Below are 12330 nucleotides of genomic sequence, written 5' to 3'. Positions count from 1 at the left end.
CGTTGTCGTTATTGGCCAGTTGGCCGATAATAGGCGGCTTTTTTTTAGTTTCAGGTCTTATTCATGACAGATTATTTGCTGCTCTTTGTTGGCACGGTGCTGGTCAATAACTTCGTATTGGTGAAGTTTCTTGGTCTGTGTCCGTTTATGGGGGTTTCCAAAAAACTGGAGACCGCCATCGGCATGGGGCTGGCGACCACTTTTGTACTGACGCTGGCTTCTATTTGCGCCTGGCTGGTCAATGAGTTGATCCTTGTTCCTCTCGACTTAGTCTATTTGCGCACGCTGGCCTTTATTCTGGTCATTGCCGTCGTCGTGCAATTTACCGAAATGGTGGTTCGCAAAACCAGCCCGGCACTCTATCGCCTGCTGGGTATCTTTTTGCCACTCATTACCACTAACTGTGCGGTGCTGGGTGTTGCGCTGCTCAACATCAATCTGGGCCACAACTTCCTGCAATCAGCACTTTATGGCTTTTCAGCCGCGGTAGGTTTTTCGCTGGTGATGGTGCTATTTGCGGCCATTCGCGAACGCATGGCCGTCGCCGATGTGCCCGCACCTTTTCGCGGCAACGCTATTGCGCTGATCACTGCTGGCTTGATGTCTTTGGCCTTTATGGGCTTTAGCGGATTGGTTAAGTTCTGATGAGTACTATCTGGATTGCTGTGCTTGCATTGGGTCTTTTAGGCCTGGTATTTGGGCTGATACTCGGTTACGCCTCACGCCGTTTTCTCGTTGAAGAAGACCCGATCGTCGACAAAATTGATGAGTTGCTGCCGCAAAGTCAGTGCGGCCAGTGTGGTTATCCAGGTTGCCGCCCCTACGCAGAAGCCGTAGGAAACCAGGGCGCAAATATCAACCTGTGCGCCCCTGGTGGCGAAGCTGTCATGCAAAAAATAGCCACGTTACTGAACGTCGACCCACAGCCTATTGATGGCGATGGCCAGGCTCAGGAACCGGTACGAATGCTGGCGGTTATCGATGAGCCCAACTGTATCGGCTGTACAAAGTGCATTCAGGCTTGCCCGGTTGACGCTATTGTCGGCGCGACCCGTGCCATGCATACCGTTATTAGTGACCTTTGCACCGGATGCAATTTATGTGTCGACCCGTGCCCAACGCGCTGTATTGAGTTGCGCCAGGTCGAAACCACCACAGAAAGCTGGAAGTGGGATCTGCAAACCATCCCTGTTCGACTGATTCCGGTGGAGCAACATGTTTAAGTTATTTACCCGTTTCAACAAAGATAAAATCTGGGATTTTGATGGCGGCATTCATCCGCCAGAAATGAAAACTCAGTCAAACGGCACACCGTTACGCCAGGTTCCTTTACCTCAAAAACTGGTTATTCCGTTAAAGCAGCATATTGGTGCTGAAGGTGAGCTGTGCGTAAAACCCGGTGATTATGTTCTGCGCGGTCAACCTTTGACGCGCGGGCGTGGTCGCATGCTGCCGGTTCACGCCCCAACATCAGGAACCATTTCCGCCATTGCGCCCCACTCCACTGCTCACCCTTCTGCGCTGGCTGAATTGAGTGTCATTATCGAAGCCGATGGCGAAGATAAGTGGATTGAACGCGATGGCTGGCAAGACTATCTCTCCCGCAGCCGTGAAGAGCTGATTGAGCGTATTCACCAGTTTGGCGTCGCCGGTTTGGGCGGTGCAGGCTTCCCTACTGGCAATAAATTGCAGGGTGGCGGAGATAAAATTGATACGCTGATTATCAATGCGGCTGAATGCGAACCGTACATCACTGCCGACGATCGTCTGATGCAGGATTGTGCCGCGCAAATCGTCGAAGGTGTGCGCATCCTCGCGCATATCCTGAAACCCCAACGCGTATTAATCGGGATTGAAGACAACAAACCGCAAGCAATTTCGATGCTGCGTGCGGTGCTATGCGACACCCACGGCATTCAACTGCGCGTGATCCCGACCAAATATCCGTCCGGCGGCGCAAAACAACTGACCCAAATTCTGACGGGTAAGCAGGTTCCCCAGGGTGGGCGTTCTTCCGATATCGGCGTGTTAATGCAAAACGTCGGAACTGCCTTCGCGGTGAAACGCGCCATTATCGACGGTGAACCTTTAACCGAACGCGTGGTGACGTTAACCGGCGAGGCTGTTCAGCAGCCCGGGAATGTCTGGGCGCGGCTGGGGACCCCCGTTCGTCATCTGCTTGATTTCGCCGGTTTCCGACCAGGATATGATCAACAAGTGATTATGGGCGGCCCACTAATGGGCTTTAGCCTGCCGTGGCTGGATGTACCGGTGGTGAAAATCACCAACTGTTTGCTGGCCCCGTCGGCTAACGAAATGGGTGCACAGCAAGAAGAACAAAACTGTATTCGTTGCAGCGCGTGCGCCGATTCCTGCCCTGCCGATTTACTGCCACAGCAGCTTTACTGGTTTAGCCGCGGGCAGCAGCACGATAAAGCACAAGCGCATAACCTCAAAGATTGTATCGAGTGCGGGGCTTGCGCGTATGTCTGCCCAAGCAACATTCCCCTGGTGCAATATTTCCGTCAGGAAAAGGCGGAGATCCGCGAATTAGAGCTCGAAGCAAAACGTACGGCGGAAGCGAAAGTTCGTTTTGAAGCTCGCCAGGCGCGTCTTGAGCGTGAAAAAGCCGCCCGACTGGAGCGCCATAAAAAGGCCGCTGTTCAGCCTACCGCGCAAGATAACGATGCCATTCAGGCAGCCCTTGCGCGCGTGAAAAACAAACAAGCGCAAAGCCATGAGCCTATTGTGATTCAGGCAGGAAGTTTGCCTGATAACCAACAAGTCATCGCTGCTCGTGAAGCACGCAAGGCGCAGGCTCGCGCTCGTCAGGCAGAGAAAGAATCGCAAATTAACGTGGCAGATACACAGACAAACGACCCACGCAAAGCCGCAGTCGAAGCAGCTATTGCCCGCGCTAAAGCACGTAAAGCCGCGCAAGCCGGTGAATCTGCACTTATTGCGAAAAACGCTGAAGTGGCAAACGTTGAACCCGTTGACCCACGCAAAGCGGCAGTTGAAGCAGCTATTGCCCGCGCTAAAGCACGTAAAGCGGCTAAGGCTACTGAGGAATCTGTAGAAGAAACCGCAGAAGAACAAGATCCGCGTAAAGCCGCGGTTGCCGCAGCTATCGCCCGAGTCCAGGCACGAAAAGCAGCGCAACAAATGGCATCAGAGGAATAGATGGTTTTCAAGATAGCAAGCTCCCCTTATACCCATAACCAACGCAGCACTTCACGTATTATGCTGCTGGTAACCTGTGCCTGCGTGCCGGGAATGGCAATGCTCTGGTACTGGTTCGGTTGGGGCAGTCTGGTGCAAATCGCATTAGGCGTCCTGACGGCCGTCGCCGCAGAACTGCTGGTGATCAAACTTCGTAAGCAACCGCTGAGAATTCTGAGTGACAATTCAGCTGCATTAACCGGCCTGCTGTTAGGCATGAGTATTCCACCGCTGGCCCCATGGTGGATGGTGATCCTCGGTACCGTATTCGCGGTGATTATCGCTAAACAGTTGTATGGCGGGCTTGGCCACAACCCATTTAACCCGGCAATGGTCGGCTACGTGGTGTTGCTGATTGCCTTTCCGGTACAAATGACATCGTGGCTCCCACCACAGTCGCTTGCCGCCACGGTGCCTGGTTTTGCCGATTCGTTACATGTGATTTTTTCGGGTGCCACTGCTGCGGGTGACAGCATGTCGCAACTGCGCATGGGCATTGATGGCATAAGTCAGGCCACACCACTTGATACCTTTAAAACCGGGTTACGTGCCGGGCATTCCGCGACATCCCTGATGCAGGCTCCTATTTATACGGGCGCTCTGGCTGGGATCGGCTGGCAGTGGGTCAACCTGGCATTTCTGGCGGGTGGCGTCTTCTTATTGATGAAAGGCGCGATTCGCTGGCATATTCCGGTCAGTTTCCTGGTCACGCTAGCGGTATGCGCCACGCTGGGTTGGATGTTTTCCCCTGAAAAATGTGCCTCGCCGGTTATTCACCTGTTCTCGGGTGCAACGATGTTGGGTGCATTTTTCATTCTTACCGACCCTGTTACCGCATCGACAACAAATCGTGGACGTTTGATTTTTGGCGCCCTGGCGGGGGTTTTAGTGTGGCTAATTCGTACCTACGGCGGTTATCCAGATGGCGTTGCGTTTGCCGTATTGCTGGCAAATATTACCGTCCCGTTGATTGATTACTACACCCGTCCTCGCGCTTATGGACACCGCTAAGGAAATGTCATGCTGAAAACAATGCAAAAACATGGCGTAACGTTGGCGCTGTTTGCCGTACTGGCTACGGGTCTGACGGCAGTGGTCAATGCCTTGACCAAAGACACCATCGAACAACAGGCCGTTGCGCAGCAAAAGCTGTTGTTTAACCAGGTTATTCCGGCTGATAGCTACAACAATGATATTCAAGCCAGTTGCCTGGTCGTTAATCATTCGCCATTAGGAACAGGCTCACACCATATTTATGTGGCGCGTCTTGGCGAACAGCCCGTTGCCGTGGTGATGGAAGCAACTGCACCAGATGGCTATTCTGGCGCGATTCAATTGCTGGTCGCGGCTGATTTTAATGGCAAAGTATTAGGTTCGCGCGTCACGGAACATCATGAAACGCCAGGGCTTGGCGATAAAATCGAAACACGCCTGAGTAACTGGATTACCTATTTTTCCGGTAAAACCATCCAGGGCAGTGATGACCCAAGCTGGGCGGTTAAAAAAGATGGTGGCCAGTTTGACCAGTTCACGGGCGCGACGATTACCCCTCGTGCCGTGGTTAATGCGGTAAAACGCGCGGGGCTGTTTGCTAAAACATTGCCCTCGCAAATTGATAACCTTCCTGCATGTGGAGCACAACCATGAGCGACGTAAAAGATATTATCGTTCAGGGGCTGTGGAAAAATAACTCAGCTCTGGTTCAGCTATTGGGTATGTGCCCGCTGCTGGCGGTGACATCTACGGCCACCAACGCACTCGGCCTTGGCCTTGCGACTACGCTGGTATTGGTATTGACCAACAGCGCTATTTCCGCGCTACGCCAATGGGCTCCAGCGGAAATTCGTATTCCAATTTATGTGATGATCATTGCTTCGGTGGTGAGTATCGTACAGATGTTGATCAACGCTTACGCCTACGGTTTGTACCAGTCATTGGGGATTTTCATTCCATTGATTGTGACCAACTGTATCGTTATTGGCCGTGCCGAAGCGTTTGCGGCTAAAAACAGCGTACCGCTTGCTGCTCTCGATGGCTTAGCCATTGGTCTGGGCGCAACCAGCGCAATGTTTGTTTTAGGTTCGCTGCGTGAAATCATTGGTAACGGAACGTTGTTTGATGGGGCCGATGCGCTACTGGGTAGCTGGGCTAAGGTGCTGCGTATTGAAGTCTTCCACACTGACACGCCTTTCCTGCTCGCGATGTTACCACCGGGTGCATTCATCGGCCTGGGTTTAATGTTGGCAGTGAAGTATCTGATTGATGAAAAAATGAAAACGCGCCGCGCAGCGAAAGTTGCTGCACCTGAAGGGAATCCAGAGAAAGCGTAATGAATAAAGCCAAACGGTTAGAGATCCTCACTCGTCTGCGTGATAACAACCCTCACCCGACCACAGAGTTACATTTCAGCTCCCCGTTTGAATTGTTGATATCCGTATTGCTGTCAGCACAAGCTACGGATGTCAGCGTCAATAAAGCCACGGCGAAGCTCTATCCTGTGGCGAACACTCCTCAGGCCATGCTCAATTTGGGTGTGGATGGCGTGAAGTCGTATATCAAAACCATTGGCCTGTTTAACAGTAAAGCCGAAAACGTCATCAAGACCTGCCGGATATTGCTCGAGCAACATAACGGTGAAGTACCGGAAGACAGGGCCGCTCTGGAAGCCTTACCGGGTGTGGGCCGTAAAACGGCAAACGTTGTGCTCAATACTGCGTTTGGTTGGCCCACTATCGCCGTCGATACCCACATTTTCCGCGTCTGTAACCGCACCAACTTCGCTCCAGGTAAAAATGTTGAGCAAGTTGAGGAAAAACTACTGAAGGTCGTTCCGGCAGAATTTAAAGTGGATTGCCACCATTGGTTAATTCTCCATGGCCGTTACACCTGCATCGCCCGTAAGCCCCGCTGTGGCTCATGTATCATTGAAGATCTCTGCGAATTCAAAGAGAAAGTTGATATCTAGTCGGTTGCCTGCTTCTTAGGAAGCGGGCGATTTCCCTCCCAGACATTCTCCTCACTGCTAACAGCAGAAAAACCATTGATTTGTTCTGCATATTATTACCGGTTCGCTTACTTCAGCTGGATGTAATCACTCGAAGCGGTTAATCGTTTTTTTACGATAAGAATTTTCCATAACTATGTGACATAGATCACTTTGATAACTTGATGTTAAATTTTAGTCATCAAAATGAAATAAATAACCTCGTAATACACAGTGATAACCCGACCCAGGCAGTACAATAGCCTGCACAAATCTTTACATCTGGCCCATATCACTACTCATTTGGCTGTAGAGCAGAATATATCACTTATTTGTGTTTATTTTGTCATTCTCTAAGAGAATAAATCGGTAAAGTGCATTTTGATAAAATTTAACGCTGAATAACAATTTGCTTTGCGGAGCTTTATTTCGCCACAGATAAATGTAACATATTATTACAAACCTCTTGCCTGATGCCTCAGGATAGTGAACATTACCCGCCGTTTCCCCTTTCTTATAACTAAAAAAGCGCGTGCATTTCAGGCATAGCGTTTAAAAACTCCTGTTAAATTGGGATGTAAAAAAAGAGGTATATGTGTCGACTGCAAACAAAAAACCAGCAGAAAGCGTTAGTCTGAATGCTTTCAAGCAACCTAAATCGTTCTACCTGATTTTTTCTATCGAATTATGGGAGCGTTTTGGCTACTACGGCCTCCAGGGCATCATGGCCGTTTATCTGGTCAAAATGCTTGGGATGTCCGAAGCTGACTCCATTACTCTGTTCTCCTCCTTCAGCGCACTGGTCTACGGGATGGTTGCGATTGGTGGTTGGTTAGGTGATAAAGTTCTCGGCACCAAGCGTGTCATTGTGCTCGGTACCATCGTACTGGCTATCGGTTACGCGCTGGTCGCTTACTCCGGTCACGATGTTGCTATCGTCTATATGGGTATGGCGACTATCGCTGTGGGTAACGGTCTGTTTAAGGCTAACCCGTCCTCCCTGCTTTCTACTTGCTATGAAAAGGATGATCCACGTTTGGACGGTGCATTTACCATGTACTACATGTCCATCAACATCGGTTCATTCTTCTCAATGCTTGCCACACCATGGCTTGCTGCGAAGTATGGCTGGAGCGTTGCGTTCTCTCTGAGCTTCGTGGGTATGCTTATCACCCTCGTAAACTTCATGTTCTGCAAGAAGTGGGTCAAGAACCACGGTTCCAAACCTGACTTCCAGCCTGTGCACTTAGGTAAACTGGCAACCACTATTGTGGGTGTTCTGGTGCTGGTTACTGCGGCCACCTGGCTGCTGCACAACCAGGGTATTGCACGTATGGTTCTGGGCGTAGTCGCTCTGGGCATCGTGATTATCTTTGCTAAAGAAGCTTTCGCCATGCAGGGCGCTGCTCGTCGTAAGATGATTGTTGCGTTCATCCTGATGGTGCAGGCAATTGTGTTCTTCGTGCTGTATAGCCAAATGCCAACCTCTCTGAACTTCTTTGCGATTCGTAACGTTGAGCACTCTATCCTGGGTGTCATGTTCGAACCTGAGCAGTTCCAGGCACTGAACCCATTCTGGATTATGATTGGTAGCCCGATTCTGGCTGCAATCTATAACAAGATGGGCGACCGTATGCCGATGCCGCACAAGTTCGCCTTCGGTATGGTTCTGTGTTCTCTGGCCTTCCTGGTGCTGCCACTGGGCGCTAAATTCGCCTCTGATGCCGGTATCGTATCTGTAAGCTGGCTGATCCTGAGCTATGCGCTGCAGAGTATCGGTGAGCTGATGATTTCCGGTCTGGGTCTGGCGATGGTGGCACAATTGGTTCCACAGCGTCTGATGGGCTTCATCATGGGTAGCTGGTTCCTGACTACCGCGGGTGCTGCAATCATTGCAGGTAAAGTGGCTAACCTGATGGCTGTACCTGAAAACGTTACAGATCCGCTGGTTTCTCTGGAAGTTTACGGTCGTGTGTTCATGCAGATTGGTATTGCCACCGCAGTCATCGCGGTTCTGATGATGATCACTGCACCGAAACTGAGCCGTATGGCACAGAGTGACGAAAAAGCTGAAGCCGCGAAGGAAACAGCGACCGCGTAATGTAGCGGGAAACATAAAATTTTAAGCCGTTAGCGAAAGCTAACGGCTTTTTTTTGGGTAAATTTCGGGGGCTCAGAGAAAAGTCAGAACAGAGGTAATTCGAATGAAGTGGAGACACCTTTGGTATGCCCTGTATCACGCTGTGCGTACCAAAGCCCCGCGCTAATTGTCGCTTTGCCCAGTGGCACACTCCAGGCCAGTTCAGTGCCTTTAATAGTGTCCGCATTGGGATAGGCATGGTTTATCGTTTGCGAAGTTGGGTTGACCTTCATCCATACCAGGCGAGTGCTCAGACGCTGCTGGTTTTCCAGTACCCACTCTATTTTTCCGGAATACCGCCTGCCGTCCCCACCCATTGCATCTCCTAACGGGTATCCCTGCTGGTAATAGCCCTGTTGATAACAATAGTGGTAATAAATGATCCCGGTTTTATTCATTCCCGAACGGGTATCCGCGCCTTCCAGATACCCGTTTATTTGCGTATTCTTCCAGGCAGTGTGTCCTTCCAGGCCGACGAGAAAGAGATTATGCGAGGGTAAAATTCCAGCCTGATCCTCCCCCGCCATCTGCCCGTAAAGACTCAACGGAAGATTGACCAGGGAAGATAGCTTTATTCGGAAATCGACGCCGCCCAGTTGGTCCCCAGGGTCACGGTCCTGACTGCCTGTGTTATCGCGACCGATGAGGGCATCGCCAAAAGAGTGAACCGTTTGCGGCCTCCCTTTTCCACCCCATAACATAATACGCGATGCCCCCAGCTCAACCGAGTTAGCTGGATTTAGCGTGAAGCGACCGCCGATTAATTTGGGTTCTTCCGGCCGCTGGTACTGGCGTAACTGCCCTGCTGAAAGCTGATATTGCCAGCTCCCCATCCACGAAAGCCAGGGTGTTTCAAACGGCGATTGTTCGGCACGTTGCAACATAAAGCCCACCACCGGACGTGCAGCATCTGAGCGAATGGTGCTTCCTTCATTGCCCGGCCCCCACCACTGAGCCAGTTCACCAAAAGCTAGCCACTGATTAAAAAACTGAACGCCTGCATAAGCATTATTGAGATTTGCGCGGGAGGTATCCTCAATGTACTGATGGCTTTCAAGCTGGCTATGAAAGCTGATATCCCAAACTTCGCCACTGCTGGAAAGAGTTGCCCCCACTCCGTGAGCGCTTTGCTGGAGAGAAGAAAAAATGGAGGGTAACGAAGATCGGGATGATTGTGACCAACCGTTAAGCCGGACAGCAGATTTAAGTTCGGCCAGTCGCTGCTCAACTCGTGAAATAACCCGGCGGCTGGCGTCATCATTTTTAGCTTTTTGCGCCGCGATTGAGCGCTCAATTTCATTCTGGCTCAAAGGCCAGGTGCTCAGGCTGAGGTTAATCACGCCACGATCGGTTAACCAGGCGAGATCGCTTCGCAGTTGAGCGTCGGGTTGCACAAGTCCTGCTGCACCAACCTGTGCTGTAACGATGAGTGTTGCATATAACAAATTTCGTCCAAGGAGATACGTCCAATATATCATCATGCGTTCCTTGTCAAATACGCTATTCCTGAAGCGATACCTTCGCAATGTGGTCAACATTTTCGCAAAATATATTTGAGACCATAGGTTGGTTTCTTAATAAATGCAGAAATGATAATAGCTCGTAATCGGTACTCAGATTAAATTTCATCATAATCATCCTTTTATGCGTACTCACCGTTTTGATATTGATATGAAGAACCTGTCCAATTTGTTCTGCACTTTTCCCACTATAATAATGCGCAGCGATTATTGCTTGTTGGGGTGACAGCGTGCGGTGCCGGCAATAATGGCAGTCATGTTGTTGTGACGTTGATTTCCCCGTGCATTTTTCATCAAGATATTTTTCAATAACCCCTTTGATGCTATGTAATGATGCTTTGCGATTAATAAAAGTGATGTTTTTAAAACATAACGGCAATTCAGCATGGCAAGGGATTTTATCGCCATCGTAAACACCTATCATTAAACTACTTTCACTGCGCTCTTTTAGCAACTGATTACAAATGTAACCTTCACCTACGGAAAAATGCTTAATGATGATATCTGCTTTTGCTACCTTTCCTGTTTCAATTTTCCTACTAAACGATAATCGCTGGCGATAACTTCTTTGCAACAGTTCACGAAGCATCAACTCCATACCTTGTGCATATAATTTATCCGCACTTTCAATAATAATATTGATAATGATACTCCTTAACTCAATAAATACGCTTTACGATCACAACAGGAAACCTTCAGCTTCGGGAAGAATCCCCCAAACAATACAGCCCACTAAAGTCAATACGATAATTAATTTAATAATACACTGAAGGTAATAATAAAAATTATGCATAACATAACTCCATGGCGTAAAGGAAACATGACTCCATTTATTTAAACTATCGACTTGAAGCAATAACGAACCTGAACATATTCATTTATTGATAGGTGAACGTCATCATGACAACACTATTAATTCTTCCTGAGCCCGCATTTCCATTTGGGCTTATAACACGCCCAGCAAGCGCAAAAACTGCCTGGTGTGAAGCCGGGTTGATGCTGGTCGTCATACTCGTTCCGTTTCCTTTCACAATGCTGCGGTTGCTATCGTCGACAACCTGAATGGCCACATTAGATGCATCTGTTGGAGAGGTTGCATTGCTATAGAGTGTGGCATCAGTGGCAAATGGCGTGCCGGTAAACGTAGCAATCGCAGCAACTGTAGACACCGGACAATTCACCAGCGTGACCTTAAACGGCTTCCATTCAGATGATGAACCCGCTGCTCTAAGGTCTGTCGCAATTAATTGCCCAAAGTCGACGTTCTGGCTCACCGAACCTGCGTCCACGACACAGGGAGCTGCAAGCACTCGCCCGGTAATATTAATATTTACAATATCGGCAGCCATAACCTCGCCACCCATAAAAGCAAATATCACAGCTGCTCTTAATAATAAATTATATTTAATCACTTCAACTTCCTCAGCCATGATTTATATACAGCGCTATTGATAGGCCATTGTCACTGTTGCGGTAGCATTTGCTGTCCCAGGCGTAATTGAACTTCCTGACTGGTAGTATCTTGCAACAAAAGGAACATTAAGCGTATCACCCGCATTGATAATATTACCTACAGGGAAGTAATTATCGAAGGTAACAGGATTGCCATTAAAGAGCAGTTGAATACCAATACCTGTTGCATTATTCCCACCAGGTGTTAATGCAAGTACGGCGTTGGGTTTGGAAATGTATCCCGCTGATGTCATGTTCATACTGACATTTACTGGTGCATTACAAAGAACAGGCACGTTGAAGTTTTTGTCTCCCGCCGTAGTCCCTGTTCCACTGAAATTAGAAACCAGAACATCATTTAACGGCACAGGAATTATTGCATCAACAGAACATGAAACCGCACGATAAAAAACATTACCACTGTATGAAACTGAGCTGTCAGCATTTGAGCCAAGGCCATAACCTGTATTGTACATACCAATGCCGAATATAGACTGCGCACGGCTTAATGACCCTGAGCCTATTGTCATGCTGGTTTTGACTAATGCCAGAGTCATACTGACCGAAAACGTTTTCGCACTCGTATTTGAAATATAGCCCAGAGGAGTATTTCTGGTATCACAACCGGCTCCAGCACCAATAACACGTTGTCCGGATGAATTAATAATGGTGATACCGACACCCGTCACTCCGGTATTATAGACACCCGGCATTCCAGAGATCTCCGTGCCTAAGCCATAATAACAGGTAATAATGGCACTACCTTGCGGCACTGCAGAGATAGCGGCGCAATTACCTGAGAATGAAAATGTTCTTTCAGAACCGGGAATGGTTGACCCTACCGGTAATGTTGAATCGACGGCAACAGAACTTAAGTTCGCCACGCCAGGAATATCAGGTGAAGATATGCAGCCAAAATTGGCAGCACTTGCTGGCAAAGAAATAAAACAAAAGCTCAGCAACAAACCGCATATCACCGCTATTCTGGCGAGAATATTAACTCTACCCATGAT

Annotated in this window: 12 protein-coding genes; 8 read left to right on the top strand and 4 right to left on the bottom strand. The window is 49.1% G+C overall.

Annotated elements, in window-relative coordinates; translation table 11 throughout:
• Positions 1-63: 63 nt before the first annotated feature.
• From rsxA to dtpA, 8 genes are all read left to right on the top strand, one after another.
• Positions 64-645 carry an electron transport complex subunit RsxA gene (gene rsxA / locus OH773_RS09730; RefSeq protein ID WP_183269421.1) on the top strand — a complete coding sequence of 194 codons (582 nt, stop codon included), beginning with the start codon at positions 64-66 and terminating at the stop codon, positions 643-645.
• Positions 645-1223, top strand: a complete 579-nt coding sequence (rsxB, locus tag OH773_RS09725) for an electron transport complex subunit RsxB (RefSeq protein ID WP_270145216.1) — start codon at positions 645-647, stop codon at positions 1221-1223. The genes rsxA and rsxB overlap by 1 nt, the downstream gene beginning before the upstream one ends.
• On the top strand, positions 1216-3183 hold the full coding sequence (gene rsxC, locus OH773_RS09720; protein WP_270145214.1) for an electron transport complex subunit RsxC: 1968 nt from the start codon (positions 1216-1218) through the stop codon (positions 3181-3183). Before rsxB ends, rsxC begins: the two co-directional genes overlap by 8 nt.
• Positions 3184-4233 (top strand): electron transport complex subunit RsxD, encoded by a 1050-nt coding sequence (gene rsxD / locus OH773_RS09715; protein WP_270145212.1) that lies wholly within the window; start codon positions 3184-3186, stop codon positions 4231-4233.
• Between the two features lie 9 nt (positions 4234-4242).
• On the top strand, positions 4243-4869 hold the full coding sequence (rsxG, locus tag OH773_RS09710; RefSeq protein WP_270145210.1) for an electron transport complex subunit RsxG: 627 nt from the start codon (positions 4243-4245) through the stop codon (positions 4867-4869).
• Positions 4866-5552 carry an electron transport complex subunit E gene (locus tag OH773_RS09705; RefSeq protein ID WP_270145208.1) on the top strand — a complete coding sequence of 229 codons (687 nt, stop codon included), beginning with the start codon at positions 4866-4868 and terminating at the stop codon, positions 5550-5552. The genes rsxG and OH773_RS09705 overlap by 4 nt, the downstream gene beginning before the upstream one ends.
• The gene (gene nth / locus OH773_RS09700; RefSeq protein ID WP_270145205.1) at positions 5552-6187 is read left to right on the top strand and encodes an endonuclease III; all 636 of its coding nucleotides are present in this window, start codon (positions 5552-5554) and stop codon (positions 6185-6187) included. The genes OH773_RS09705 and nth overlap by 1 nt, the downstream gene beginning before the upstream one ends.
• Before the next feature lie 613 nt (positions 6188-6800).
• Positions 6801-8306, top strand: coding sequence for a dipeptide/tripeptide permease DtpA (dtpA, locus tag OH773_RS09695; RefSeq protein WP_270145203.1), 1506 nt, complete (start codon positions 6801-6803; stop codon positions 8304-8306).
• A gap of 83 nt (positions 8307-8389) precedes the next feature.
• Here dtpA and OH773_RS09690 read toward each other — a convergent pair whose 3' ends face one another.
• From OH773_RS09690 to OH773_RS09675, 4 genes are all read right to left on the bottom strand, one after another.
• Positions 8390-9826, bottom strand: coding sequence for a capsule assembly Wzi family protein (locus tag OH773_RS09690; protein WP_270145200.1), 1437 nt, complete (start codon positions 9824-9826; stop codon positions 8390-8392).
• Positions 9827-9845: 19 nt separating this feature from the next.
• A complete protein-coding gene (locus OH773_RS09685; RefSeq protein ID WP_270145198.1) occupies positions 9846-10454 on the bottom strand; it encodes a helix-turn-helix transcriptional regulator in 609 nt (202 codons plus the stop codon).
• A gap of 289 nt (positions 10455-10743) precedes the next feature.
• The gene (locus OH773_RS09680) at positions 10744-11295 is read right to left on the bottom strand and encodes a fimbrial protein (protein ID WP_270145196.1); all 552 of its coding nucleotides are present in this window, start codon (positions 11293-11295) and stop codon (positions 10744-10746) included.
• Positions 11296-11310: 15 nt separating this feature from the next.
• Positions 11311-12327 (bottom strand): fimbrial protein, encoded by a 1017-nt coding sequence (locus tag OH773_RS09675; protein ID WP_270145194.1) that lies wholly within the window; start codon positions 12325-12327, stop codon positions 11311-11313.
• Positions 12328-12330: the final 3 nt, after the last annotated feature.

This window comes from Buttiauxella sp. WJP83 (assembly GCF_027594725.1).
GTDB lineage: Bacteria > Pseudomonadota > Gammaproteobacteria > Enterobacterales > Enterobacteriaceae > Buttiauxella > Buttiauxella selenatireducens.
This window is presented reverse-complemented; position numbering and strand designations above follow the sequence as displayed.

Excerpts from the sequence above, each read along its gene's own strand:
- rsxA (WP_183269421.1), top strand. The coding sequence starts at position 64 with ATGACAGATTATTTGCTGCTCTTTGTTGGCACGGTGCTGGTCAATAAC.
- rsxB (WP_270145216.1), top strand. The coding sequence starts at position 645 with ATGAGTACTATCTGGATTGCTGTGCTTGCATTGGGTCTTTTAGGCCTG.
- rsxC (WP_270145214.1), top strand. The coding sequence starts at position 1,216 with ATGTTTAAGTTATTTACCCGTTTCAACAAAGATAAAATCTGGGATTTT.
- rsxD (WP_270145212.1), top strand. The coding sequence starts at position 3,184 with ATGGTTTTCAAGATAGCAAGCTCCCCTTATACCCATAACCAACGCAGC.
- rsxG (WP_270145210.1), top strand. The coding sequence starts at position 4,243 with ATGCTGAAAACAATGCAAAAACATGGCGTAACGTTGGCGCTGTTTGCC.
- OH773_RS09705 (WP_270145208.1), top strand. The coding sequence starts at position 4,866 with ATGAGCGACGTAAAAGATATTATCGTTCAGGGGCTGTGGAAAAATAAC.
- nth (WP_270145205.1), top strand. The coding sequence starts at position 5,552 with ATGAATAAAGCCAAACGGTTAGAGATCCTCACTCGTCTGCGTGATAAC.
- OH773_RS09690 (WP_270145200.1), bottom strand. The coding sequence starts at position 9,826 with ATGATGATATATTGGACGTATCTCCTTGGACGAAATTTGTTATATGCA.
- OH773_RS09685 (WP_270145198.1), bottom strand. The coding sequence starts at position 10,454 with ATGCTTCGTGAACTGTTGCAAAGAAGTTATCGCCAGCGATTATCGTTT.
- OH773_RS09680 (WP_270145196.1), bottom strand. The coding sequence starts at position 11,295 with ATGGCTGAGGAAGTTGAAGTGATTAAATATAATTTATTATTAAGAGCA.
- OH773_RS09675 (WP_270145194.1), bottom strand. The coding sequence starts at position 12,327 with ATGGGTAGAGTTAATATTCTCGCCAGAATAGCGGTGATATGCGGTTTG.